This is a genomic window from Candidatus Defluviilinea gracilis (assembly GCF_057138825.1).
The window spans coordinates 1-26,652 of the sequence record NZ_DBNHEF010000033.1; the positions used below are offsets into that span (position 1 = coordinate 1).

19 protein-coding genes, 1 other RNA gene and 1 pseudogene are annotated in these 26,652 nt (G+C 55.8%); 8 read left to right on the top strand and 13 right to left on the bottom strand.

Going from position 1 to position 26,652, the window contains the following annotated elements; genetic code table 11:
• Positions 1-474: 474 nt before the first annotated feature.
• Entirely contained in the window at positions 475-1,107 is a 633-nt protein-coding gene (locus AC16KF_RS04455; protein WP_484036097.1) for a pyrimidine 5'-nucleotidase, read from the bottom strand.
• Positions 1,108-1,180: 73 nt separating this feature from the next.
• On the opposite strand from AC16KF_RS04455, the gene mutL reads away from it, so the two are divergent.
• The 3 genes from mutL to AC16KF_RS04470 are packed head-to-tail and all read left to right on the top strand — an operon-like array spanning position 1,181 to position 4,574.
• Positions 1,181-2,992, top strand: a complete 1,812-nt coding sequence (mutL, locus tag AC16KF_RS04460) for a DNA mismatch repair endonuclease MutL (RefSeq protein ID WP_484036098.1) — start codon at positions 1,181-1,183, stop codon at positions 2,990-2,992.
• Entirely contained in the window at positions 2,982-3,626 is a 645-nt protein-coding gene (locus AC16KF_RS04465; protein WP_484036099.1) for a GGDEF domain-containing protein, read from the top strand. Before mutL ends, AC16KF_RS04465 begins: the two co-directional genes overlap by 11 nt.
• A complete protein-coding gene (locus AC16KF_RS04470) occupies positions 3,627-4,574 on the top strand; it encodes an MDR/zinc-dependent alcohol dehydrogenase-like family protein (protein ID WP_484036100.1) in 948 nt (315 codons plus the stop codon). It abuts the gene before it with no gap.
• A gap of 120 nt (positions 4,575-4,694) precedes the next feature.
• Here AC16KF_RS04470 and AC16KF_RS04475 read toward each other — a convergent pair whose 3' ends face one another.
• Genes AC16KF_RS04475 through AC16KF_RS04485 form a run of 3 tightly spaced genes read right to left on the bottom strand, consistent with a single transcriptional unit; the run spans position 4,695 to position 7,844 of the window.
• Positions 4,695-5,900 carry a sensor histidine kinase gene (locus AC16KF_RS04475; RefSeq protein ID WP_484036101.1) on the bottom strand — a complete coding sequence of 402 codons (1,206 nt, stop codon included), beginning with the start codon at positions 5,898-5,900 and terminating at the stop codon, positions 4,695-4,697.
• The gene (locus AC16KF_RS04480) at positions 5,893-6,672 is read right to left on the bottom strand and encodes an SIR2 family NAD-dependent protein deacylase (protein WP_484036102.1); all 780 of its coding nucleotides are present in this window, start codon (positions 6,670-6,672) and stop codon (positions 5,893-5,895) included. The genes AC16KF_RS04475 and AC16KF_RS04480 overlap by 8 nt, the downstream gene beginning before the upstream one ends.
• Entirely contained in the window at positions 6,669-7,844 is a 1,176-nt protein-coding gene (locus AC16KF_RS04485; protein ID WP_484036103.1) for a CpaE/TadZ family protein, read from the bottom strand. Before AC16KF_RS04485 ends, AC16KF_RS04480 begins: the two co-directional genes overlap by 4 nt.
• Before the next feature lie 122 nt (positions 7,845-7,966).
• Between AC16KF_RS04485 and ssrA the strand changes: the two genes are divergently transcribed.
• The 3 genes from ssrA (at position 7,967) to AC16KF_RS04500 (ending at position 10,080) form a co-directional block, all read left to right on the top strand.
• Positions 7,967-8,351, top strand: a transfer-messenger RNA (tmRNA) gene (gene ssrA, locus AC16KF_RS04490).
• Between the two features lie 99 nt (positions 8,352-8,450).
• Positions 8,451-9,218: a hypothetical protein gene (locus tag AC16KF_RS04495; protein WP_484036104.1), complete on the top strand. Its 768-nt coding sequence runs from the start codon at positions 8,451-8,453 to the stop codon at positions 9,216-9,218.
• Between the two features lie 73 nt (positions 9,219-9,291).
• Positions 9,292-10,080 carry an RsiV family protein gene (locus tag AC16KF_RS04500; protein WP_484036105.1) on the top strand — a complete coding sequence of 263 codons (789 nt, stop codon included), beginning with the start codon at positions 9,292-9,294 and terminating at the stop codon, positions 10,078-10,080.
• 429 nt (positions 10,081-10,509) lie between these two features.
• Here the strand turns inward: AC16KF_RS04500 and AC16KF_RS04505 are convergent, their stop codons facing one another.
• From AC16KF_RS04505 to AC16KF_RS04545, 9 genes are all read right to left on the bottom strand, one after another.
• On the bottom strand, positions 10,510-13,923 hold the full coding sequence (locus tag AC16KF_RS04505; protein WP_484036106.1) for a glycoside hydrolase family 2 TIM barrel-domain containing protein: 3,414 nt from the start codon (positions 13,921-13,923) through the stop codon (positions 10,510-10,512).
• A gap of 108 nt (positions 13,924-14,031) precedes the next feature.
• Entirely contained in the window at positions 14,032-14,790 is a 759-nt protein-coding gene (locus AC16KF_RS04510; RefSeq protein WP_484036107.1) for an SDR family NAD(P)-dependent oxidoreductase, read from the bottom strand.
• A 209-nt stretch (positions 14,791-14,999) separates the two neighbouring features.
• A complete protein-coding gene (locus AC16KF_RS04515; protein WP_484036108.1) occupies positions 15,000-16,133 on the bottom strand; it encodes an ATP-NAD kinase family protein in 1,134 nt (377 codons plus the stop codon).
• Between the two features lie 68 nt (positions 16,134-16,201).
• The gene (gene gcvPB, locus AC16KF_RS04520) at positions 16,202-17,791 is read right to left on the bottom strand and encodes an aminomethyl-transferring glycine dehydrogenase subunit GcvPB (RefSeq protein ID WP_484036109.1); all 1,590 of its coding nucleotides are present in this window, start codon (positions 17,789-17,791) and stop codon (positions 16,202-16,204) included.
• Positions 17,788-19,182, bottom strand: coding sequence for an aminomethyl-transferring glycine dehydrogenase subunit GcvPA (gcvPA, locus tag AC16KF_RS04525; RefSeq protein WP_484036110.1), 1,395 nt, complete (start codon positions 19,180-19,182; stop codon positions 17,788-17,790). Before gcvPA ends, gcvPB begins: the two co-directional genes overlap by 4 nt.
• 157 nt (positions 19,183-19,339) lie before the next feature.
• The gene (locus AC16KF_RS04530; protein ID WP_484036111.1) at positions 19,340-21,046 is read right to left on the bottom strand and encodes an amylo-alpha-1,6-glucosidase; all 1,707 of its coding nucleotides are present in this window, start codon (positions 21,044-21,046) and stop codon (positions 19,340-19,342) included.
• Between the two features lie 209 nt (positions 21,047-21,255).
• Positions 21,256-22,176, bottom strand: a complete 921-nt coding sequence (locus AC16KF_RS04535; protein ID WP_484036112.1) for a carbohydrate ABC transporter permease — start codon at positions 22,174-22,176, stop codon at positions 21,256-21,258.
• Positions 22,177-22,185: 9 nt separating this feature from the next.
• Complete coding sequence (locus AC16KF_RS04540; RefSeq protein ID WP_484036113.1) at positions 22,186-23,088, bottom strand: carbohydrate ABC transporter permease; 903 nt, start codon at positions 23,086-23,088, stop codon at positions 22,186-22,188.
• 168 nt (positions 23,089-23,256) lie between these two features.
• Positions 23,257-24,648: a substrate-binding domain-containing protein gene (locus AC16KF_RS04545; RefSeq protein ID WP_484036114.1), complete on the bottom strand. Its 1,392-nt coding sequence runs from the start codon at positions 24,646-24,648 to the stop codon at positions 23,257-23,259.
• 825 nt (positions 24,649-25,473) lie between these two features.
• Between AC16KF_RS04545 and AC16KF_RS04550 the strand changes: the two genes are divergently transcribed.
• Positions 25,474-26,109 (top strand): GntR family transcriptional regulator, encoded by a 636-nt coding sequence (locus AC16KF_RS04550; RefSeq protein ID WP_484036115.1) that lies wholly within the window; start codon positions 25,474-25,476, stop codon positions 26,107-26,109.
• 335 nt (positions 26,110-26,444) lie between these two features.
• Positions 26,445-26,652: pseudogene (locus AC16KF_RS04555) on the top strand (hypothetical protein); the annotation flags it as partial.

The following is a 26,652-nucleotide window of genomic DNA, read 5'->3' on the forward strand; positions in this document are numbered from 1 at the left end:
AACAAGATCCTCAAGATTGCTTGTGCTGTCGTCCGCTCGCAACAACCCTACCTTCCCAACTATGTTGCTGTCAATCCCCTGGTTTTTCAAAAAACCTTGACGGCTTCATAGTATTCAGAATGACATGAGCATGGTTTTCCTAAGATACTATGCCGTGATTAATGTTTGCTGAATTATGCGCAACGAATCTATTTAAATGATGTAAGCGGATCATTGGATTTTCTGTTCCGACGCCGAAGTCAGAAATATATCATCCCTTCGGGATTTGATTTTGGCTTGGATAAATTCTACAATCTTGCCATCCCTTCGGGATTGTTAATTTCCGGCTCTACTGTTATTAACGGGAAAGCCCAAAAACCTTAGCCACAGATTTCACAAATTCACACGGATTGTTTAAAACATTCGTGAACATCCGTGTAAATTCGTGGCAAAGAATCTTCCTGCGAGTCGTAATCCCGTCAGAAACGGGAGAGCCTAATTTCCCAACAATATCGGTAAACGAGTCCAATCGGTCAATACGCCGCTCGCTTCGGAGGTGGGTTCATCGGTTCCGTACAAAATGCTTGCCATGCCTACATCCAATGCGGCGCGGGTGGTGCGCGACAGGTCGTCGATCATCACGCACTTGCGCGGGTCGGGTTCGTCGGCAAGTTCCTGCGCAATGGCAAAGGATTCGGGCATGGGCTTGCAATACGGCGCGACCGCGTTGATATCCACGATGCCGGTGAAGAGATCGCCGAGGTCGAGCGCGGCGAGGACGCGTCGGGCGTGATTAGCGTCGGCGTTGGTGAAGACCAGTTTCCGTTGGGGAAGCGAAGCGATTATGTCCCGTTGAATCGGGTTGGGGGTGATGTAATCGCCGAGAGGCAGAGCATGAACAAAGGCGAGAAAATCATCCGTATCGATCTTGTGCCGCGCCTGTAAACCTCGCAACGTGGTGCCATACATTTTGAAATACTGTTCGCGCAAGGCGGGCGCGTCTTTTTCAGGGATGCCCATGCGCTCGATCATATATTGCTGGATGCGCCCGCGGATCGCCTGCCATAAACCGTTGGAGTTTGGGTAGAGCGTGTCGTCGAGGTCGAAGAAGAGGGTTGAGAATCGCATCGGGCGATTATAAAATACTCGCCCGTTTCTTGCGCGCGAAAAATCGGCTGTCAAGGGCGGGTATAATCGCGTCATGCCCATCCGCATGCTTTCGCCGGAAGTTGCCTCGCAGATCGCCGCGGGCGAAGTGATCGAGCGCCCCGCTTCGGTGGTGAAGGAATTGCTCGAAAACTCGCTCGACGCCGGCGCAAACACGATCGCCATCCATGTGGAGGAGGCGGGAAAAAAGCGGATCGAAATTGCGGATGACGGCGCCGGCATCCCTGCGGACGAGTTGGAACTTGCCGCCTCGCGTCATGCCACCTCGAAGCTGGTTCGCTCCGATGAACTTTTTTCCATCGTGACGCTGGGGTTTCGCGGCGAGGCGCTTGCCTCGATCGGCTCTGTGTCGCGGATGACGATCACCTCGCGGGTGGGTGGTGAAAAAGAAGGGGCGCGGTTCATGGTCGAAGGCGGGAAGAGTAAGAAGCCGACTAAAGTGGGCGCTACCGTTGGAACGGTGATTTGCGTGGAGGATCTGTTTTACAACGTTCCCGCCCGCTTGAAATTTCTCAAAACGGATACGACCGAACGCCGCGCCATCGATACCTTGGTCGCGCGCTACGCGCTCGCTTACCCCGCGAAACGATTCAAACTGACCGACGGAAAGAATGTGGTCTTGCAAACGGCGGGCGATGGCGACCGTCGCGCCATCCTTGCCGCGCTCTACGGTGTGGATGTGGCGAAGCAAATGCTTGAAGTCCACTCCATGGAAGAGGGCATGACCCTCGCGGGCTTCATCAGCCCAACATCGCTCACGCGCTCCAATCGAAAAGAAATTACTTTTTTCATTAATGGGCGCTGGGTACATGAGGTGGCATTGTCTACGGCATTGATGCAGGCGTATCATACGCTGTTGATGGTGGGGCGTTATCCTCTCGCGGCATTATTCCTCGAGATCAAACCTGAAGATGTGGATGTGAACGTGCATCCCGCCAAAGCGGAGGTGCGATTCAGGAATCAAGATAAAGTGTTCAGTTTCGTGCAACGATCCGCGCGGAAGGCGTTGCTGGCGTATTCGCCGGTTCCGAATGTCGCGCCGAGTTTGTGGGGAGGGCGAAGTGTGTCAGTGGAATCAAATTCAGTGGGGTTGGATTGGACAATTGGGCATGATAATCAAGTGAACAGTGATCAGTTATCAGTGAACGGAGACTTGATGCTTCGACAGGCTCAGCACGGCGAACCAGAGACTGACGCTCAATCTCCAACCTCTAATCTCCATTCTCCCAATTCTCAAGTTCAATCCTCATCGTTTGCCCGCATCCCTCTCTTGCGGTTGATCGGTCAGATCGGCGCGGCGTACCTTGTGGCAGAGGGACCCGATGGGCTGTATCTCATCGACCAACATGCCGCGCACGAACGCGTGTTGTTCGAAAAACTCATGGCGCAACGCGAGATGAAGAGCATCGCCTCGCAAGCCCTGCTGACGCCGGTTGCGGTCACCTTGCCGCCCCAATCCACCCAATTGCTCATGTCGCAATTGCCGGTTTTGAAGTATTTTGGTTTCGACGTGGAGGAGTTTGGTCCGAACACGTTCCAAATCCGCGCGATGCCCGTCTTGTTCTCAGGCAGTGATCCCTCCGCGGCGTTGCGGGCGCTGGTAGAGGATTTTGAAGAGGATGAGGCGCCGCTGAAAGATGAAGTGGAGAAAAAACTCGCCGCCCGTGTATGCAAACGTATGGCGGTGCGAGCGGGCATGTCGCTTTCCAACGAAGAACAGCGCGCCCTGCTTGCCGACCTCGAAACCTGCGATTCGCCGCGGACGTGTCCGCATGGGAGACCGACGATGATCCATCTTTCTGTAGACGTGCTCGAACGTCAATTTGGGAGGCGCGGTGCCAGATAACGATACCTTGAACAAGGAATACAACCAACTGGTGAACGATTTTAGAGCGCTGGAGGATGAAGTCCGGCGGATTCGACGCACCCTGGAGATCAAAGAGATCGAACTCAAGGCAGTGCTGGCGCAATCGCACGAGATCAGCAATACCGACGCGCTCACCTTTTTGCCGAACCGCCGCAAGATCATTGTGGATTTGCAGGAAGAGGTCATCCGCGCCGCGCGATATAATACGCCGTTGTCCATCTCGATGGTGGATATCGATCACTTCAAACAAGTCAACGACACATACGGTCACGCCGCGGGCGATGAAGCCCTGCGCACGATCGCGGCGCGACTGCGCGAGCAGATCCGCCACCCGGATACCCTCGGTCGCTACGGCGGCGAGGAGTTCCTGATCGTGCTCCCCAATAGCGAATTGAACGCCGCTCAAGAACAGGCTTCGCGTTTATGCGCCCACATCCGCACCTTGCAGGTGGAAGCGGCAAAACAAAAGAGCATTTCGCTGACTGTGAGCATCGGCGTGGCGCAATTCAAGAACGGGCAGGAAGACTGGGAACAGTTCCTGCATCGCGCCGATACCGCCATGTATGCGGCAAAGAACGGCGGGCGAAATCGTTGGATGGCGACGGAGGAGTAGATGAAAGCGCTTTGGCTCGAGAATAACAAGATCGATTTCCGCGAAGTCTCTCAACCTCAAAAACCCAATGAGGCTTTGATAAAGATTCGCAAAGCCGGTATTTGCAGTACCGACCTCGAACTGGTCAAGGGATATTATCCATACGCGGGAATTCTGGGGCATGAGTTCGTGGGCGAAGTAGCCAAAGCGGATGACGCTTCGTGGGTCGGTCAACGCGTGGTGGGCGAGATCAATGCGGTGTGCGGTCAATGCGAACAATGCCTGAACGGACGCCCCACACATTGCGAGTCTCGAACCGTGCTGGGAATCGTCAACCGTGACGGGGTATTTGCCGAGTATGTTTGCCTGCCCGTCGCCAACCTTCACCGAGTCCCCGCTTCTGTTCCGGACGGGATGGCTGTGTTCACCGAGCCTCTTGCCGCCGCGCTTGAGATTCAAGAGCAGATCAACATCAAGCCGGGCGACCGGGTCCTGCTCGTTGGCGCGGGGCGGCTCGGTCAACTCATCGCGCAGACGCTGGCGTTGACCGGCTGCGATTTGCGCGTGGTTGCGCGGCACAAACGCCAACAGGAATTGTTAACCGCGCGCGGGATTCGAATCATTACCGAAGAAGAGATTCAACGCTGGCGGTGGGATGTTGTCGTGGAAGCGACCGGGTCGCCGAGCGGGTTTGCGTTGGCGAGGCAGGCTATACGTCCGCGAGGAACGCTGGTGTTGAAATCCACATATAAAGGCGAGATGAGCGTCGATTTTTCATCCATCGTGGTGGATGAGATCAACCTGATCGGTTCACGCTGTGGCCCATTCGAGCCGGCTTTGCGGCTGATGGAATCCCGCCAGGTGGACCCGACGGTGTTGATCGATGCGGAGTATTCGCTGACGGACGCGATGAAGGCATTCGAACATGCGACGCGACCCGGCGCGCTGAAAGTTGTGTTAAATCCGTAGCGCTTACGCAGTTGAATCTGTTGCGCCGTAGTTGCACTGCGGCAGTGGCAGTGCGACTGCCCGCCAACTGCGTAAGCCCTGATCTGTAAAAAAAACGGCGACCTCTCGGTCGCCGTTTTTTTATTCCCTGGGTATTGTCCGCTGGGCGCGCGGGATGTAGAACGTGATCGAAGTGCCAACACCCACCTTGCTCTTCACCTCGATGCGCCCATTATGCCCCTGGATGATCTGCTTGCAGATCGAAAGCCCAAGCCCGGTGCCGGTCGCTTTGCCTTCGTGGTCGCGCACGCGGTAAAATTTTTCAAATAAATGGGGGATGGATTCTTCCGGAATTCCCAAACCGCTATCCTGCACGAGGACCGATAGATCGTTGTCGGTGTAATTGCCCGCGATCAGAATGGAACCGTTCGGTCGGTTGTACTTGATGGCGTTACTCGTCAGGTTGAGCAATACCTGTTTGATCTTGTCGCGGTCGGCTTCCATCAGCGGGAGATCATTGGGGACATCCACGCGGATCTGGATGTTCGTTTCCTGCGCCTTGGTCATCATCACATCGCGGGCTTCGTAGAGCAGGTCTGCCGCGCTGAAGCGCGTTTTGCGAAATTGCACGCGTCCCGATTCTAGCCGCGCCAGGTCGAGGAAAGATGACGCAAGCGAATTGAGCCGCAAGGTTTCGTTGTGGATGTTGTTGACGATCTGGTCGCGTTGTTCGCGCGACATCTCGGGGCGAAGCAGGAGATAGGTGGCGGTGCTCAACGAAGCCAGCGGCGTGCGCAGTTCGTGCACGAACTCCTGGATCAGGTCCGATTGTTGGAAGAGGCGGGCATTCTCGATGGCAACCGCCGCTTGCGCGCCCAGCACGCTGAGCATCGATTCGTCCGCATCGGTGAACTTGCCGCGTTTTTTGTTCACCACTTCGAGCACCCCTACCACTTTGTTCTTTGTGACAAGCGGGATACCCAACAGGGATTTGGTGGAGTACCCGATGGTCTGGTCTACTTCGCTGAAGATGCGCTCGTCTTTTTCGGCGTCGTCGATGCGCAGGGATTTGCGGTTCAACACGATCCAACCCGCGATGCTTTTCTCGAGCGGAACGACAAGCCCGCGCATGGTGGCATCGTCTATATTGGTGGCAACCTGAAAATATAATTGCCGCGCGGTATCATCGTATAACAAGATCGAGGCGGCTTCGGCGTGCGTGATGTCTGCCGAGGCGCGCACGATATCGTCCAATAGGATATCAAGGTCGAGGGTGGAGGCAAGGTCGCGCGAGATTTCGATCAAGCGCAGGTAACTTCCGAGGGTTTGGGTTTTAATTTCAGCCATGGATCGCTCTTTGTATAATCTCCGGCAGGATGGTTTCCACATTGTCCATGAACACCACATCCGCGCGGACGTTGATATAGGTGGTAGTGTTGTTGACGATAATGAGGTGCGCGCCGCGGTCAACCGCTTGCATCGGAAGCCCCGCCACAGGCAGGACTTCGAGTGAGGAACCGGCGACCAGCATCAAGTCGGCTTGACGCGTTTCGCGCTGCGCCTCATTCCATGCCGCCTGTGGCAATTGTTCTCCGAACAATATCACATCTGGTTTGAGAATTCCAGCGCAACTTGGGCATAGGGGAATGGTTCCAGCCTCGATATAAGTTTGCAAGAACGGCGGCGACTCGTACTTTTTAAAACATTGCGTGCAAGAAAGCGTGCGGATCGTGCCGTGCAATTCGAAGACTTTGCGAGAACCGGCTTTTTGATGAAGCCCGTCTATGTTTTGGGTTGCGATGGTGACGGCAACGCCGTGCTTTTCAAGGTCGGCGAGCGCGAGATGCGCCGCGTTGGGTTGCGCATTAAAAATTTGCCCGGCAAGCGGGCGGAACCATTGGAAAAATTTTTCAGGGGAAGTTCGAAACGTGGTGAGCGACGCGGCTTCAAGCGGCTCATTGTGAGACCATAACCCTGTTCCCTCCGAGCGAAAGTCTGGGATTCCCGAGGGGGTGGAAATGCCGGCTCCCGTTAAGATAACAACGCGCCTGGCTTTACGGAATAACTCTGCCGCGCGCAAAGCGTCAGACGCTGTTGCAGGGGCGGAGGGGGAGCTCATCGAGGCATCGCTTCTTGTTCGGCGATGAAGTCAACGAGTTTGACGATCTGGCGGGTGGTCAGGCTGTCTGGCTGGCAAACGACGGCGGGGGTCTGTGTGCGGGTGGCTTGCGTGAAAAGTTCCGGCGCTGGGGTGAGGGTGGTGAGGATCTCATATCCCAACTTGGATTGCACCTGACTGGAGGGCAACTGCGTATCCGACCTCACGCGGTTGTTGAGCACAGGGTGAATGTTTTTGTAATTGACGCCAAAGGAATTCAAATCCTCGATGAGCGCCTTGGCGCTAATGATCGTGTTGGGGTTGCCTTCAAGCACCACAAAGATCTCATTGCAATGAGGAAGCACCGCTTGTGTGAACGGTTGTAGCCCCGCGCCGAGATCAAGGATGATATAGCGCCCCAGCGTTGCCAGTTTTGCGATGAACGCGCCGTAGTTGGCGCTCTGACCGATCAAGTGCATATCCCGTGGACGGTCGGAAGCCAGCAGGATGTTCAAGCCGGAGGCGTGGCGCGTGAGAGAGGACCGCACGCTATCCGACGTGATATCCGATAACTTTGTGGCGCTCAACATATCCACCAACCCGGTGGATGCCTTCAGCCCCAGTTCCAGCGATAACGCGCCATGACCGGGCAACATCTCTGCGAGGATAACGTATCCCTTGGCGCGGGTGTGCAAGCCAGCGGCAACGTTCAAAGCCACGGTGGTGGCGCCTAACCCGCCTCGCGCGCCGATCACGCCGACGACGAATCCCTCCTGCCCGGCGCTCACCGGAACGGCGGGCGCGCTTTCACCCTTCTTTTCATTGGCGCGCGCCAGTAACGCTTTAACGCGCGCTTGCAATTCAGAGGGATGCGTGGGCTTGGTCAAATAATCGTTTGCCCCCACTTCAAACCCGATTACTTTATCGTCTAATTGGGTTTTAGCGGTGAACATTAAGATGGGAGTTTCGGTCGTGGATGGATTCGCCCGCAACCGGCGGGTCACTTCATAGCCGTCCATATCCGGCATCATAATATCGAGCAAGATCAGGTCGGGGTCTTCCTCGAACGCTTTATCCAAACCCTGTTGACCGTTGGTTGCCGCGCTGATTTGATATCCCTGGCGTTGAAGCATTAGCCCCACGAGGCGCAGGGTATCGAGATCGTCGTCAATGATAAGAATTTTTTCGCTCATGCGCGTCATTCCTGACAAAAGTATTGCAACAGTCTAGCATAAAGAAGGCGCAAGGGCAAGCCGAAAGCCTCGCTTGCAAGTATGCTATAATGATTTTGCAAAACGGGATCACTCCCAATCGCGGGGATGACAGGCTTCGACGGGAGAGGCTGGTCCCGGAATGCGAGCCGAGAGGCGCCGAACTCGTAAACTCAGCGCAAACAATCAAGTGCCAATCGCACTTCCTACGCTGCTATGCCCCTCGCCGCTTAATGCGATGAGACCATAACAGTTGGCGTCTTAGGATGCCACGTCCGCCGGAGCCGTCCTCCACCCGGTGACGGACCGGGCGAAACAATGGTGTGAGTGCCGCGTATGACTCTGCTCAATGCGCGAAAGACCAGCAGATGGTCACAGGGTTACCTGCCCGCCGAGATCCCTGTGATGAAAAAATTCGGCAGGCTACGCTCGTAGATTTCCGAGGGTCGAGTCTTTCGGACCCGGGTTCAATTCCCGGCATCTCCACTCTAAAGCGATACGCCAGCAGTTGAACTGCTGGCGTATCGCTTTCGCAACGATCATCCAGCAGTTCAACTGCTGGATGATCGTTTATGTTATAAGAAGCCGATGAAAAAACTTCTTCTTGGATGTCTGCTCCTCATCACTGCCTGCCAAAGCGCGACTTCGACCCCCACTCCCGCGGGCTCGCTCTTCCCCACCTCAACGCCTCTCCCCACCCTTCTGCCCTTCGATCAAACTCAGGGCGAGCCTGATACGCCAACCCCTCAACCGACTCCAACCTTCGAGCCTTCGCCAACCGCGCTCCCGCGATTCTTTGTTCAGGAGTTCAACGACTCAATTGCCGGCTGGGTGATCTTACAGGCTGGGAACGATTCTGTCCCATCGGTCAACGTGGCGAACGGGTCTCTCCTGCTTCAAATTGACTCAGCCTTCACCTGGCTCTACGCCCTCTACGGACCGGAAGACTACGCCGATGTGCGCATCGAAACCCAGTATCAAAACCTGGCTGGCGCGCCCGCCTCGGCGGGATTGGTCTGTCGTTACAGCGAAACGGATGGCTGGCTCGAATTCAACCTCTCCGCCGATGGGCTCTACAACATCCTCTACGGAAAATGGCTCGCCCTGGGAGTCGCGGAATATACCCCTATCACCGACGGCCTGATCAAAGACGCGCAACCCAGCGGCGCCAGTCAATCCATTGGGCTGGAGTGCTCCGGCGACACATTAACTCTGCTTGTAAACGAGAACATCCTCCGCCGCGTGGATGTCTCGCGTTTTGAACTCGGCGCCGGCAAGGTTGGGGTCACTGCCGCATCGTATGAAAATTCCCCAGTGGTGACGGGGTTCGAACTCGTGGAAGTCGGCGAACCCTAACAAACGAACGCGAAAAATTTTGGTTGGAACTCAGAGAAAGCCGTCATCGTTAAAAAGCGAAAAGGAGGATGCGATGGACACTTTTTCGAGGATCACCGGCATGGTTTTTGGTCTTGCCATTGTCATTCTGGGCTCGTGCATACCTATCGCGCCAGCGCCCACTGCCACTGCCAAAGTGAAACCCACACAAGAGGCGATTCCGTTGAGTAGCCGGGTCAGCCTCACGACAGTCTCGATGCGGGAGGAGGGAGCGTCGCCGAGGTATATCATCACTGGTCAGATTCCCCGGCTGGTTGGCAGTGAGGATGAGCGCGTCGTAGACTTTAACAACAAAGTGGAAAAAATGACGCAGGAGGAAATCCAATATTTCCGCGACAATGTGCTTGCCCACATGTCTGCCACGCCGATCACGTCGGGCAGTTCCTTCGATGCCCAATACGTTCTCGTCTACCAAAACAACGCGCTATGGGCATTGAAATTCAACTTTTCCGGCTATACCGATGGGGCGGCTCATCCCTTTCACTACAGCATGACGATTAACTATGATCTCGAACAAGGGAAGAAACTTTCGCTCGAAGATCTATTCGCCGCCGACAGCGGGTACTTGAGCGCGATTTCGAGTTTTTGCATTGCCGAACTCAGCCGCCGCGACATTGGGTTCTATGGCGGGTTTGAGCAAGGCGCGGAACCGATGGAAAAGAACTACCGCAATTGGAACATCACGCGCGATGGAATCATGATCACCTTCGACGAATATCAGGTCGCGCCGTACGCGGTGGGACCGCAAACGGTGCTGGTGCCATACAGCGAGTTGCAATCGCTGATTAACCCGAAGGGCCCACTGGCGCTGGTGGCGAGGTGATGGCTGCCCCATGCGCCTGAATAAGTAACAGAGCGCATCACGTTCGGGGTAGGTGGAAAAAATAAAAAACTTTCTCGGCGTCTCTGTGGCTCTGCGGCAGACTGCATAAGGAGAGAAAGGCGCTGAGGGTACGCAATAATCCTTGTAACGCGGGATATTGTTCTTTTCACAATTAATCGAGTAATAAGCCGAACTCCTGAGTCACGGAAACACTGAGACAAGCCAATAGATCTCTTGCGAAAGTCATTTTTGCCACAGCCAACACAGAGAAAATGAGCATTTCTCAAGGGTCTCCGTGATTCAAAAGAACGGGTAAGGATTGCTCGGTTAAATTTTTCATCGGCGCTAGCTCGCGCTTGAGGCTGGTCTTGCGCAAGGGCGACATGAATGTCGCATTACGAGGACCAAATCGACATCAACGGCGTAACATCAGTTCACAACTCCGCGGTGAGAAAGAATCGAATCCTTCGATGAGATCGCGCGCAAGCATAAACGATACTCGCCCACTGCGGGTTGGAGAACGTATTGCGGCAGTGTGCCTGGTCCGCAACTGGCGTTGCCCAGACCCGCATGGCGGAAATCAAGAGTGAGAAAAACCTCAGGGCGGCGAACCAAGTCCACGGGATGACGAGCCGACTCCAAATCCTGCGCGGTGTAATGGAGCGCGCCCGCGTTGAGCGGTTCGGGGCTGTACGCCAGCAAGCCATACCCATCCCGATTCACACACGCCGCCCAACGCGCGGACGATTTGTTGCCCGTCTCCTGTGGACGACCATACGGGATGAACTGTTCATCCACTTTTCCATGAAAGACGCCCATTCTCATTCCCTGTTGTCGGTCGGGGTAGGTCTCCAGCGGACCGCGCCCATACCACCAGAACTCGTCGTATTCGGCGGGCAGGGCAAGCAGGTAGCCAATGCGCGGCAGGGCGGCGACCTCGCCCACAGGCGCGATGCGCGTCGCGATCTGAATTTCGGAATCGGCGCTTACTGCGTATTCGGTTTCGCAGTCAAAATGAAAATCGTCGCGCAGGCGGAACTCATGCTCGAACTGTTTTTCATCCAGCGAACGCAAACGCGTCAGGCGATGCTTGACCGACTCGAAGACATCGGGGTCGGTCTGGTCGAGCCAGCGCCCGATCACTTGCAGGGATCGATAGCCGTTTCCGCTTTTGTCGCATACCTCCAGCAATTCTTTCACCCGTTGCCATTTCTTCACGCCTGCCAGTTCGGAATACTTCACGCCGAGTTCATCCGCGATCCGACTCAACTCCTGCTCGTTCCACGTCTGTGTGAGGACGAGCGCGAGTTGATTGAGAAGCCAGTTCCACCACAGCGAGCGCCCTTCGGCGCGGCGCGGCGCGATGCTGGATTGAACGCGAACGCGCATCTGACTCGCCTCAGTCTGTTCCCAGCGCACAGATTGAATCTTCTCTTCCAGCCGATTCAAGCCCGCATCTTTCCACGTGAACATCATGCGCTCGCGCCCGTATGTGCCGATGTCGTTATCCGTCGGCGCGCGCCAGAAATTCAAACGCGGCGGCATGGAAATGAATTCACGCCCGTCTTGTTGAAGCGAAGTGAGTCTGCCGCTCTCACGATGGAAAACAATTTGCGCGTCGAGTGTCGAAACAATGATTTGATCCTGGATTTCAGATACTTTGACCGTGGATGATAAACCGCCCCCCGCTTTCCACTTTCCACTCTCTAATCTCCAATCTCTCCCTTTCACACCTTCCACCTCCACCTGCTCCCACCCCACTTCATGCCCCGCCTTCGCCCAGAGCGTATCCCGCGCCAGCATCAAACGAATCTCCAGCCGCGCAGACGATACCTCATTCACCAACGCAAACGGGACTTTCACATCCATGCTCGATTGCGGTTCGATGGACGCTATATCCAACCCGCCGGATTGAATCGCAGCGCCGCCTGTCGTCAACGTCCACTCGCAGCGCAGATGTTCAAACGATGAAAAGAAATAGCGGTTGTGGATTCGAATCAAGCCTTGCGCCTCATCCAGCAATTCAACCCGCGCAGGCTGAAGAATCTTCTTGTATTCCCATAAGGCGGGTTTCGGCTCGCGGTTCGCAAAGACCAAGCCGTTCAAACAGAACGCGCCGTCGTTCGGCTCGTCGCCGAAATCGCCGCCATAGGTAAACCAACTCCGCCCGTCGTCCGTGACGCGCTGAAAGCCCTGGTCGACCCAGTCCCAAATGAATCCGCCCTGCAAACGCTGATGCGCGTCGATCGCATCCCAGTACTCTTTTAAATTTCCAACCGCGTTGCCCATCGAATGCGCGTACTCGCACATAATGATGGGTCGCGCGTCGTCCTTTTGCGCCAGCGCAACAATGTCGTCCACGCTGGGGTACATCGGCGCGAGAATGTCCACCGCCGCGTCGGAGCCGGCGGGGTGATAATGCACAGGGCGCGACGGATCGAACGCGCGAATCCATTCCGCCATGGCGCGGTGATGTTCGCCAAAGCCCGACTCATTCCCCAACGACCACACGATCACCGACGGATGGTTGCGATAATTGCGCGCCATGCGTTCGAGCCGCGCCAAAAACGCCTCGCGCCATTCGGGCGCTTTGGAAAGATACGAAAGCGCGCCGTCACATTCGATGTTCGCTTCGGCAAACAGCAGAATGCCATACTCGTCGCACAATTCATACCAGCGCGGCGCGTTCGGGTAGTGGGATGTCCGCGCGGCGTTGATATTGAAGCGCTTCATCAATTCCAGATCGCGCCGCATGGATTCCTCGGTCACAACATGTCCCGTCGTCATATCATGCTCGTGGCGGTTCACGCCTTTGATCAAAACGGGTTTGCCATTCAACAACAAATGCCCGCCGCGAATTTCCACTTTACGAAACCCAACGCGGCACGATTGAACTTCCAGCAGTTCGCCGTCTTTGAATACCTGGAAAAGCGCGGTATACAAACTGGGGCTTTCATCCGACCACATCTGCGGATTCGCCACCCGCGCCTGAATCGTCATCCCAGACTCCGCGCCCGCTTCGACCCCCGCCGATGCCTGATTCTGCGCAACCGACCTTCCCTGCGCGTCGAGCAGTTCAAACCTGCATTCCACCCCCCCAGCCCGACTCTGACCGTGATTCTTGATCCACGCCTCCACCGTGAGCAAGCCGTCAGTGTACGTCGAATCCAAATCGGCATTCACGCTCACATCCCGCATATGGATGTTCGGCGCCGACCATAGATACACATCGCGGAAGATGCCGCTCAGCCGCCACATATCCTGATTCTCAAGATACGTCCCATCCGACCAGCGATAGACGCGCACAGCCAACGTGTTTTCGCCTGCGCGAAGATACGCGGTGATGTTGAACTCGGCGGGCGAGCGGCTGTCTTTGCTGAATCCCGCTGCGACCCCGTTCACCCAGACATGAAACGCGGAGTCGACTCCATCGAAGCGCAAAAAGATTTGGCGGTTATGCCACTCTTCGGGAATTGCGAACGAGCGGCGATAACATCCCGTCGGGTTATCGTCCCTTGGCACGCGCGGCACGTCGTCGGGCGGGAAGGGCAATTGCACATCGGTATAGTAAGGGATGTCGTAGCCCTGCAATTGCCAGTTGCCAGGGACTTGGATCGAGTCCCATTCGTCCACAGAGGAATCGGGGAGGTGAAAATCTTTCGGAGCCGAATCAGGATTCGGGGCGAAGGCGAAGCGCCACGTCCCGTTGAGCGAACGAATAAACGCGGATCGAGTCCACAGTCCGCGAATCGCTTCCTCCTGCGTCTCATACGGAATCGAATTCGCATGAGCGGGTTCGCGCCCGCGTCCTTGCAGTTGAGGGTTTTCCCAGTCGTTTATCATGTGTCATTTACCAAGACCCAATTCGAACCGCCAAGCGCGCGTAGAACGCAAAGAAAATATTTTGAACATCTTCGGTTTCGGATGGTTCGAAGTAGAGCCGTTTAATCCCTATGCCGTGCCGCCGCCATCCACCGCCAGCACCGCGCCTGTGACGTAACTCGCCTCGTCGCTGGCGAGATACAAGACCGACTGCGCGATCTCGATGGGCTGGGCATAACGGTTGAGCGGACGTTCCTTTGCCTCCGCCAGAAACGCGTCCTCCGCCTGACCGAGTTGTTGCGCCTCATTGCGAAGCATGGGCGTGTCGGTGTCGCCCGGGCAGACGCAGTTGACGCGGATGTTTTGCGGACCGTGGTCAATGGCGAGCGCGCGCGTCATGTTGACCACCGCGCCCTTCGACGCGCAATATGAAATCGCGTTGCGTCCGCCTTTGATGCCCCAACCCGAGCCCGTGTTGATGATGGAACCGCCCTGTCTGGCGAGATGCGGCACGGCGTATTTGCACATCAGAAAAATGGATTTGACGTTGATCGCCATGACCAGATCCCAATCTTCTTCGGAGATATTGGTTACGCTCGCGCGGCGGATGATGCCCGCGTTGTTGAAGAGGATGTTGAGACTGCCGAAGTTTTCGACGGCGGTCTGCACGACGCGCTCACAATCCTCCGCTTTGGAAACGTTGCAGGGAACGAAGAGCGCTCGTCCGCCGGCGGAGTTGATTTCCTCCTCCGTCTGTTTGCCCTGCTGTTGATTGATGTCGGCAATCACCACCGCCGCGCCTTCCTGCGCGAGCAATAACGCGGTGGCTTTGCCAATGCCCGACGCGCCGCCGGTGACGATGGCGCATTTGTTTTCGAGTCGTTTCATGGGGTCTCCTTTTGAAAATCTTGCGCTGTCCCGAAGGTTGGTTTCAAGGTACTTTGGCGGTTGACGAAAACCTTCGGGACGTTTTTCTTTTACGCGCTTCTCTACCGTACATGATAGATTTTTACCGCAAAGCGCGCCAAGGTCGCCAAGTTAAGAAGGTTTTCTTTGCGTTCTTTGCGGGTTTAGCGGTGCAAATGTACGGTAGAGAGTTACGCGCCAACCTTGCACATCATCTGCTCGTTGTAGCCCGTGATCACAGGGAAATATCCCGCGAGCAGTTGGTCAACTATTTCATCGCCTGTATCCACCAGTAACGGTTGAAAGCGCAGGGCATTCAATTTGCTGGAGGCGCTGACGACGATGATATTCTCGCGCCCGACCTTGCGAATCACTTCGGGACTAATCTGCTGGTCCCCGCGCCCGAACAAAAAACCCTGCCCGCCGATGGGGGTGACAATGATTCGCGCCGGCGTTCCATTCACAAGGTCGAGCAGTTGCGCCTGAGTCGCGTCTTGCAAAATGAGTTTGCCGTTGCAGACCACATCCACGCCGACCAGAGTCTTCTCCACATTCAACGCTTGCGCGATGGCGCGGATGGTTGTGCCAGGCGCAAGGATGTACGCGACGTCTGTTTGCATGTGTTCGATGACGTTTGCCGCAATCGCCTGTAGTTGACGCGCCTCGGACGCGGGACTAGCGATCTTTTGATTCTGCAACAACAGCGGACGATACGGCACATGCAGAGTCCCAAACAGCCGCGGAATCATTTTGCCCGCGCGGTAGGACTCTTCGTCCAAATCCAGCACTTCCGATTCGCGCAGGCGGGCTTTGCCATCGAAAAAGAGTTGCGCCAGTTCGCCCGCGTGGCGCGGATTGACGGCATACACCGCCGAATGAATCTTCACGCCCGCAGGGATTCCCAGACACGGAAAGCCCGCTGGAACGGAAGCGCAAACATCCCGCGCTGTGCCGTCGCCGCCCGCGAAGAGGAGCAAGTCCACACCGAGAGTTGTCATCTCGCGCGCGATACGTTGCGTGTCTGCGGAGGTGGTCGCGCCCGAATGAATCTCGCCGACGATGCGCGGGGCGAAACCCGCCTCGCTGGCGGAGGTCTCGCCCATTTCGCGCGGAGCGGTGAAAACCATCAGCGGAGAATCAGGCTTGAGGAGGGCAAGCAGGCTCAACGTGGCGCGATGAGGCGCGCGCGGGACTGCGCCAAGTTCCAACGCGCGGCGCTGAGTCTCGATCCCGTCACTGCCTTTGAGCCCCACGCGCCCGCCGATTCCAGCGAGAGGGTTGACGATGAGTCCGATGCGGTGCATGTCTGTGAATCGCTCTCTCACCCTAGCCCTCTCCCAAAGGGAGAGGGAACTCCCTTCCCCTTTGGGGGAAGGGTTGGGGATGAGGGTATTTACTTTTTGTATTTCCGTTTATACGCCCGCCAGGTGACCGCCCACGCCTTGGGGTCGTCGAACGATTCCTGGTCGATCCTGTGGATCGTGCTGTTGTGCGGCGCGGCGCGGATGACTTCGGGGTTTGTGTATGCCTCCTCGGAGATCTGGTTGAGGATGCGGGCGTATTCGTCGAGGTCTTCGCGCGAATAGGACTCGGTGGGTTCGAGCGTCATCGGCTCAGGCACAACGAAGGGATGATGACTCGTCCAGTAGTGCGTGCCAAAGTCCACCACGCGGCAACCGATGTCGTCGGTGTGAATGCCCGTATCGTCGGCGAGTTGCTCCCACGAATAGCGGACTTGTTCGATGCGGCGTTTGCCTTTGGCGTAGGGCGCGCTCACCCCGCGGATTTTCAATACCTGATGAAGCAGATAATTGTTGTTGAGCACGGCGATCTCCGCCGCTTCGCGCAGACCGTCGGCGCCGAGACTCATGATCCATGCGTAGGCTTTGAGCAGGTTGGGCGCAACGCCATACCACGGACGAATCTTGCCGATGCTTTGCGGGCGGTTGTAATCGAGAACATAGTTCTCGCCGTCGAACTCAACGGTCGGCGTGGGCAGGAACGGCGCGACTTCTTTCGTCACCCCGCACGCGCCCGCGGCTGGACCTCCGCAAGCATGAGGCGTGGAAAACGTCTTGTGCAAATTGAAATGGCAGACATCGAAGCCCGCGTCGCGGGCGCGCGTGATCCCCAAAATGCCGTTGGCGTTCGCCTGGTCGTACGAACACAGCCCGCCGACAGAATGAACCAATCGCACAAACTCTTCGATGCGCGGGTTGAAGATGCCCGTATCTTCGGGATTGGTGATCAGCAAAGCGGCGGTATGTTCGGAGACGGCGGCTTTCAGCGCCTCAAAATCGGGATAGCCGTCGGCGTCGGGCGGCAGGGTGATGATTTTGTAGCCTGCCACTTTTGCCGCCGCCGCGTTGGAAGGATGCGAGAACGATGTGGTGATGACTTCCATGCGCTGCGCCGCTTCACCGCGCGCTTCGTGATAGGCGCGGATCATCGAGATGTTGGCGTAGATCGCCGCCGACCCCGCCCCAGGTTGAAGCGTGACGCGCTCCATGCCTGAGATTTCCTTCAACATGCCTTCGAGTTTATACATCGCTTCAAGAATGCCCTGCGCGCTTTCCAGCGGCTGCAGCGGATGCAGTTCAGTCAACTTGTGCGAACGCGCCAACTGATCGTTGACCTTCGGGCTGTATTTCATCGTGCAGGTTCCCTGACCCACATCCACGTTCAAATCCACGCCGAGATTTTCCTGCGAGAGGCGCAGGTAATGTCTCAGCACATGCAACTGCGACATCTCTGGCAGTTCGGGCGCGCGCTTGCGCTTCAAACTTGCAGGAAGATTATCGAACACATCGCCAGCGGCTTCCACAACCGCGGCTTCGGGTTCGGGCGGCAGAACTCCGCGCTGACCCGCCGCGCTCAACTCAAAGATAATCGGCTCATCCCAACGCGCCTGATGAAATCGCCGCAGGGCGGGCTTGGGCGCAACGGCTCTCGCCGCGCTATGAGTCTTTGTTTCGTGTTTCATTTCGTTACCTCCGCAATCGCATCTGCCAGCGTGTCCATATCGGCTTGCGTGTGAACTTCAGTCACGCAATACAACGCGCACTGCCCCAGCGACGGAAACTCCGCGCTCAGATCTTTGCCGCCGAAGATTCCCTTTTTATACAACGCCTGATTGATTTGCTCGACGGTTTTTCCAGTCCCGTTAAAGTCCGCCACAAATTCTTTGAAATGCGGCGTGACGGAAAAGCGCGTCTTCACGCCCGACACCTGATTCAGTTTCCTCATGGCATATCTCAGCCTCTGCATGATTCCGCGCCCCAACTCCTCCATGCCCTGCGGACCCATCAACGCCAGATACACGCCCGCCGTAATACCCCACAACGCCGCCGCCGTGCCGACCCATTCCTTGCCTTCTTCGCGCGCCGCAAACGACGTGCGCTCATAAGCCACATCGCCAAAACCATACTCACCTTCCACACTGGTCGTGGCGACTCCGAACAATCGCGATGGAAACTCCATCACATATTGTTCTTCGTCCCGTGAAGCGATGAAGCCCGCATGACCGCCGCCGTAATTCATATGGATGCCCAGCGGCTGAATGTCGCCGCAGACGATATCGCCTCCATACTCGACGGGCGGGCTGATCACGCCCAGTGAAATCGGATCCGCGCCGACAACGAAAATCGCGCCGCCCGCGTGAGCGATCTTCCCAATCTCTTCGGCTTGCGTTTCAAAGAATCCCAAATACGATGGATTCTCGATGAACACCGCCGCTGTCTGCGCGTTGACCTGCTTCTTCAACGCCGACACATCCATCAAGCCCGTCGCCTCGTCGAACGGAATCAATTCCACCCGCATATCGGGCTTGAGGTAATCGCGGATCTTCGAGAGGTTGTCGGGCATCACCGTTGCGGGCAACAGCGCGATCGTCCGTCCTGTGATCCGTCCCGCCATGCGGAGCGCGGTGGCTGTGGCTTGAAAGCCGTCATAGACCGGCACATTGACCACGTCCATGTTGAGCAGTTCGCCCATCAGGCTTTCATACTCGAACAACGCCTGAAAACGCCCGTGATCTTCATATGGGTCGCCCGCGTAGGCGGTGAGGAATTCACTGCGCGAGTTCACTTCGTCGCACACGGCGGGGACGTGATGTTGGGCGCACCCCGCGCCGAGAAAGCTCAACACATCCCGCGTGGACTGATTCTTCGCCAGCAAGCCCTCCACATGCCGCGCCAGCGCCGCCTCCGAAAGGAACGGCTCAGGCAAATTCAACCGGCCCTTGAAGCGAATCGACTCGGGGATATCCGCGTAGAAATCCTCCACGCTTGCGGCATTCACCGCCTTCAGCATCGCCTCCTTCACGGCAGGGACCGAGTTGGGAATGTAGGGGTGAACAAACGGTTTTTTTGTCATGGTGTTCTCCTATAGTCAAAGCGTTGGTCGAGCCGCCTCGAATGGCTCTTGAGGAGCGCATCGAGACCAACGATTTCAAAAGCGCTTTGCATTTTAATGGTCTGAATTCTCGCATTGCAAAATTTGTGTTGTCGCGCGTTGCAAGATACATCTTGCGTTACGGAAGCCCATGCGCGAGAATCAACCAGATCCCCGCCGTCCATGAAAAATGGAAATCGTGATAGCCCTGCCCGGTCTGCGCGTCGAAGTTTTCGGCAAAACCGTTTCGCGCGACCAAATCCACAAAACGCTGGCAGATCTCGTTGGCGAATTCGATCTCATCGCACGCCATCAGCGCGTCGAACAGAATCAACGTCGGCGCGCCCCAGATGGGTCCGCGCCAGTAGCCGCGTGAACGATAGAACGGACTGTTCATGTTTTCGGTGGCGAACCCATGCGGGGAGAGAAACTCGCCAGAAACTTTGAGCCGCGCGATCATCTTCTCACGAACATCTTGCGGCAGGCGCTTCCCGAGCAGGAGCGGCATAAACAACAGCAGGCTTTGCGATTCAATTTCAACATGCCCGCTCACCTGCGCGGCGATGAAACGATCGCCCCGCCAGAAATGATCCAACAATTTCCCGGTCAGTTCCCCAGCGCGGGCAAGCCATTGCGCCGACTCATCCGCCTTGCCAAGTTTCCGCGCCGCGTCGGCAAGAAACTCCATTTGCAAAACGAGATACGCCGAAATCTCCGGCGACTCGATCGGCGGCGAGGCGGCGAATACCGTGCTGTTATCCCAGCCGCCGTCGTTACCGTGATTGCATTGCGGAATGCCGTCGTGGTCGTCGTCGCGCTGGGTAAACCACCAATTCGTCCAGCGCGAAAGCGGCTCGTAAATCTCAGCCAAGCGCTCATGCGTCAAAATGGAACTGGTCTGCGCCATGCGATTCAAAATCCAACCGTGGACGGGCGGCTTGCAAAAACTCCACGAGATCAGTCGGTCGTTGATCAGGTCGGGCAATGCGCCGCTTTCATCCTGCTGGTCGAAGAGCGCCATCATCTGATCCCACGCCAACTGGGGGTGACTCTCCGCCAACGCCAGAGCGTGAAAACAATGATCCCAACTCCAACTGCCGATCATCCCGTTCTTGGAGGCGAAAATACTTGGGCGGGTAAGATGCCCTTCAGGCGCGACCACGCACGACCACAAAATATATCCCGCCAGCCGCCGCGCCTGCTCGTACTGTGCCGGCACAGCGGGAAGTTTTTCAATGAAGCCATCGAGTTCGTTTGCAACCCGCGCAACGCACTCGTCGAACGCAAGCGAATGTTCGCGCATCCGCCAATTGACGGTGGATTCATCAACGGCGAATTCGCCCTCATGGTTAGAATCAGGCTTGAGCGTGATAGAGATGCGCTCCGAGTGTTCCGCGTCCCAGGGCGCGTCCACTTCCAACGTCCCTTTCAGCGCGGTGAATCCCAGTTTGGTCTCCAACATGGTATGGACGGTCAGCCGCCAATGATTTTCATCCGTCGAGATAATGTTATCGTACGCGCCCGCCGGCATCGAAAAGCGGATCGAAATGCCGCGCAAACGAAAGCGGATGGAATCCGCCGCTTCAAAACAAGCCTCAGCCTGTTTGCCGTTCCCCGCGCTTAATCCCAGCCGATGCGACTCCGCTGACGCCTCAAACGGAATTGGTTGCCCATCCGCGAGCAGTTCCATCCGTAAAAGTTCCTGCATAGGTCGCCCGCCGGTGGCGGGTCCGCGCACGGAACGCAGATAAAGCCCCGCTTTGCGCTCGGAGGTTTCGGAGAGAATCGAAAACGCAAGATACGAACCGTAATGCGTGAAGGGGATTTTTGCGATGTCAATATTCATGAAAGCAAACGTCCCGAAGGCTGATACTCTCTTTTGACTTGCTGGAAAAAAGCCTTCGGGACAGTTATTTCCAATTCTCTACCAAAAACCTTTTGGACGCTGAAAAACGCTGATCTTCGCTGATAAAAGAAAAAATCTCCGTTTTCTGCGCGCTTCGCGGTCAGCGTCCTAATCCGAAAAATGTATGGTAGAGAAATTTCCAATAATGTCTATTCCTTCAACCCCGTCATCGAAATGCCTTCGATGAACACGCGCTGACCGAAGAAGAAGATGATGAGGATGGGCAAGACCACCAGCGTGCTGACCGCCATCAGATAAGGATAGGCATTGGCAATGGTGCTGTTGAAGGAAAAGGTGCGTTGCAGATTTTCCACGCCAAGCGCCAGCACGAATTTGCTCTGGTCGTGGACGTAGATCAACGGACCGAGATAATCGTTCCACGCGCCGATGAAGGAGAGCAATGCCACCACCGTCAGCGCGGGGCGCGAGAGCGGGAGCATGATGCGGAAGAGAATGTCGAACTCGCTCGCGCCGTCAATCCGCGCCGCGTCCGAAAGTTCGGAGGGGATGGTGCGGAAGAACTGCCTGAGCATAAAAATGTAGTAGGGGCTTCCGCAAAAGGCGGGGACGATCAGCGGCAGGAAGGAATTGATCCAGCCGAGTTGTTTGAAGATCATGAACAACGGAACCATCTGCACTTGAAACGGAACCATCATCGTGGCAAGGCATAGATAAAAAAGCGTATCGCGCCACTTCCATTGGATGCGCGAAAAGCCGTATGCCACGATCGCGGAAGACAACACCACGCCAATGGTATAAGGGACGGCGTAGAGGAACAACGTGTTCATCATGTATTGCGTGAACGGCTGGCTATTCCAGGCGTCGGGGAAGTTGTTCCAAAAGGCGGGGCTGGGGAACCAGATGGGCGGCGCGACATACACCTGCGCGTCGTTCTTCAACGCCGAAGAGAACATCCAGTAAAACGGCATGACAAATGTGATCGCGAGCAGGATCAAAACCGCGTACTTGACGATTTCAGCGATCCATTCACCAACGCCCAGACGCTTGCGTTTGTTCGCTTTGGGTTGGGGCTGTTGGGAGGTTGGCAGGATTGCGGGTTGCATGTTCATGGCATCCTCCTATTTCTCGCTACCGTAGTACACCCAGCGGGCGGATGTTCGGAACAGGATAAAGGTAAAGATCACGATCACAATGAACAACATCCACGCCAGCGCGGCGGCTTTGCCCATGCGCAGGTATTCAAAGGCGTTGCGATAGAGGTACAAGCCGTACAACTCAGTGGACTTGCTCGGTCCGCCGCCCGTGATTAACCAGGGGAGCGTGAAAGACTGGAAGCCGTCAATGAAGCCCATGATGAGGTTGAACAGGATCACGGGCGTGCACATCGGGATGGTGATATGCCAGAACTTGTGGAAGATATTCGCGCCGTCCAGCTCGGCGGCCTCGTACAGGCTACGCGGCACATCCTGCAAGGTCGCCAAAAAGATGATGATGGCGTTGCCCTGCGCCCACATGTAAATCATAATGAGCGACGGTTTCGCCAAATCGGGGCTGGAAAGGAAGGGAATGACGGGCAGTCCCAATCCCTGCATGAGCGCGTTGACCAAGCCGAATTGCGTGTTCAACAAAAACTGCCAAACCATCGCTACCACAATCGTCGGCACAATGGCGGGGAAGAAAAAGATGGCGCGGAAGAACGGTCGCGCCGCGATTTTTGTATTCAGCAGGGAAGCCATGAGGAACGCTGAAATCACTCCCAGCGGCGCGCTGAGCAAGACATAATATAGCGTGTTGCCGATCACTTTGATAAAGGTGGCGTCTTCGGTGAAAAGTTCGATGTAATTTCCAGGCCCGATCCACACGGCGGGGCGCAGAAGATCGTAGCGCGTAAAACTGTAATACAACGAGGCGATCAGCGGATACAGCGTCCAGAGCAGAAAGCCGATCAACCAGGGTGAAACAAATAGAACTCCAAGCAGGGTATCGCGTTGACTGCGGGTTTTCAGAAAGGGGAGATTCATGGCGGTCTATCCCTTTAATCAGGACTTACGCAACTGGCGGGCAGTTCGATTTGCCAAGCAAATCGTGCCGCCGCCGCAGCGCAACTATGGCGCAACAGGTTCAACTGTGTAAGTCCTATTAATAATACATGCAAGGGGCTTCCACAGAAACCCCTTGCATGAACAGATTTATTTGAAGCCGGCGTTCTTGTATTCGGTGTCGCAACGCTTCTGGAATTCCGCGGCGGCGTCGGCGCCCGTCATCGTGTCGCGGTAGACCGCTTCGCGCAGTTCGCCATAAGCGGTTTCCACAAACGATTGGATCGGGCAGGCGATCGCGTTCTCGATCTCGGTCGCTTCGTTGACGGAGTCGAAGTAGAACTTCAAGCCAGGATAGGCGTTCGGGTCGGCTTTGGCAAGGAAAGGTTTGTAGGCGGGAAGCCAGCCCAAATCCTTGAACATCTTTTCGCAGACTTCATCCGAGTTGAGGAACTCGGCGAACTTGAACGCTTCTTCGGATTTCTTCGCGTCTTTGAAGAAGACGTTGAAGTGACCGCCTGTGCCTTGCACTTTCGCGCCGCGCCGGCTCTCAGGGACGGGAACCCAGGTGGCGCGGTTATTTTTCGCCACTTCGGGCATTTGCGCCTGAGTCTCGCCAGGGTGCCAATAGCCTTCGATGATCATGGCTTGCACTTCGGCATTGAACGATCCGCCCCAGGTTTCGTTCGCGGCGACAGAGCGCATACCCGCCATCTGGTCGGGACCGACGATGCGATAGAACTCGCCCATCACGTCAAAGGCTTCCGCCATACCGTCGTTGGCAAGGTCGAATGTGCCAGTGGCGGGATCGAACCACTTGAAACCCCAGGAGCGGGCGGCAAAGAATCCGTCGCCAAAACCGCCGCCTTCCGCATCATAGGGGTCGAGACCGATGGTCAACAGGTTGCCAGCGGAATCGAACTTGGTCAACTTGCGATGCCATTCGAGCGCCTCATCCCATGTAACAGGGGGAGCATCTGGATCCAAGCCCGCTTCTTCCACCATTTTGGCGTTGTAGTCCATGCCGAAGCGGACGAAACATTCCAGCGTGGGAACGCCGTATTGTTTGCCGTTATAGAAGCCGGCATCCCAGTTGCCGCTGATGTAGTCTTCCTTTTTGACGATGGAGCTCTGGCTGACCCAATCGCTCACGTCAACGCAGACGTCGCGGGTGAACAGGTCGGGGTACGGCACGTTGGAAGCGGCATCGGGAGGAGAGCCAGCCGCAAGGGCGGTGAAGAGCGCCTCATTCGCAACACTGGGTTTCATCTCGACATCGGTCGACCCGAGTAATTCTTTGTACTTCGCCATTTCCTTGAACGAGGCAAAGATGGGAACCAGTTCGCCCCAGCCTACCCACCATTGCACGGCATCGGGGTTGGCCGGAGCGAGTTCATCGGTAGGCTGGGGTTCGCTTCCCGTATCTTCAGGCGTCAAGGTGATGCGCGGTCCGCAGGCGGCAAGCGCCGTTCCCAATGCGCCGAGAGACGCCAGTTTGAGAAACTCTCTGCGGCTGATATAAACCTTCATTTTCTCCGTCATATCTTTTCTCCTTTAATTGATAGAGTAACACGCTGGTTCGCAATGTTTCATGATCTGTAAACCGATGCGCCTCCTTTCGCCTAAGAGAGTTGACAAGTAAAAAGTCCCGTTATAACATGTTTATAACATATTATAATGACTATCAGGCAAATGTCAATCTGTTCATTAGGGCAGTCGCATTAGAATAGGACTTACGCAGTTGAACCTGTTGCGCCGTAGTTGCACTGCGGCGGCGGCAGTACAACTGCCCGCCAACTGCGTAAGTCCTGAAAATCTCGAGGTTCGAAACACGGTCGTTTGTCTGCGTATCCGCTACGTTTCGCCAATCTGCGCAAATTCTTCCGAGAAGGAGTAGCATGAATTCGCGAGGAGTAGCAAACATAGAACTTACGCAGTTGAACCTCTTGCGCCGTAGTTGCACTGCGGCGGCGGCACGATTTGCTTGGCAAATCGAACTGCCCGCCAACTGCGTAAGTCCTGAAACAAAAAAACAAATGCGATCACCCCACTCTATTCATGGAACGTTCTACCAAACATTCTGTATAATAGACCCTGTCGGAAATAATTTTCAGGACGCAGATGAACGCTGATGCAAAGAGAGAAAAAATCCGCGTTTTCTGCTCGCTTCGCGGTCAGCGCCCAACTAAGACACTGTTTCGTAAGTACACGAAGTTGACGGATTACACGGTCAAACACGGATTTTAAAATGGTTTTCTCCGTGACATCCGTGTGATCCGTGTCCAAAAAAACTTAAGAAGCGCTCTCTAAGGATTTTGTCTTATTTCCGATAAAGCCGAATGGATGAAAACGCACAGGAAAACGAGCATGGGCAAAGCAGGCACCAAGAAATCCTTCATCTACGAACAGTTGAAACGCAAGATCATTTCGAGCGAATTAACGGCAGGCACGGTCTTGAACGAAGCGGATCTGGCGCTGGAATTCAATATTGGAAAGACCCCCACCCGCGAGGCGTTGATCATGCTTGTGCATGAAGGTTTTGTAGAGGCGTTGCCGCGCGTTGGGTACGTCGTGACCCGGCTGACCCTGGAGGATATGCTCGAAATCTTTTCCCTGCGCACCATGGTGGAAGTGGAAGCCATCGGCATCGCTTCGGAGCGCATTTCAGAAGCCAATATCGACAAATTGATAGACAATAACAAACAGGAAAGCGCGCTCGCCAAACAAAAAGTGGACGCGTCCTTGCGCGCGCAGGCTTATCAACTTAACCGTGAGTTTCACCTGATCATTGCCCAGGCGACAGGCAACAATCGCCTCGCCCGCCTCGTCCAAAGCCTGATCGACGATCTCGAGCGCGCGCTATCCATCGACCCGTATATTGCCGACTCCAGCCAACACGATGAGATCATCCTGCATTTGAAGAACCGTGATAGAGCCGGGGCGCAAGCCGCCATGCGCAGGCATATCGAAGACACCCGCGCGCGAATCGTCAATCGGTTTTGAGCGAGGTTTCTTTATCATTCCCCCGCGCTCTGGGGCGGCATGGTTGAGCCGAGGCGTTTCATGATCATAAGCAAGGATCACATCCGCATGTTGCGAGGATCGTTTCATGGGGGTTTGGGATAACGCGGGAGCGCCGGAAAGGAAAAAAAGAGATTGGATTCTTCTTGCTCTTCCTTTGTGACCGTCGTGTCCTTTGTGTTTGAGAAAAGAAGTCCCGTTAAAAACGGTAGAGCCATTTTTTCTCAACGAACTCTTCCTTCTCGGTGGCAAAGAATGGTTGTTACCTTCCCAATTGGACGCCCCCACGGGAAAATAAAAGCGGCAAGCGCTTCAGAATGTTGTACAATCACGGGGAATATCGAGTCTTCCATGTGGACAACGCCAACATGAATGCCACCGCCGTCAGTCACCCCAATATCGCCTTTATCAAATATTGGGGGAATCGCGATAACGCCCTGCGTATCCCTATGAACGGGTCGATCTCGATGAACCTCGATGGCTTGACAACGCGCACCACGGTCAGTTTTCAGCCCTCGCTCCCAT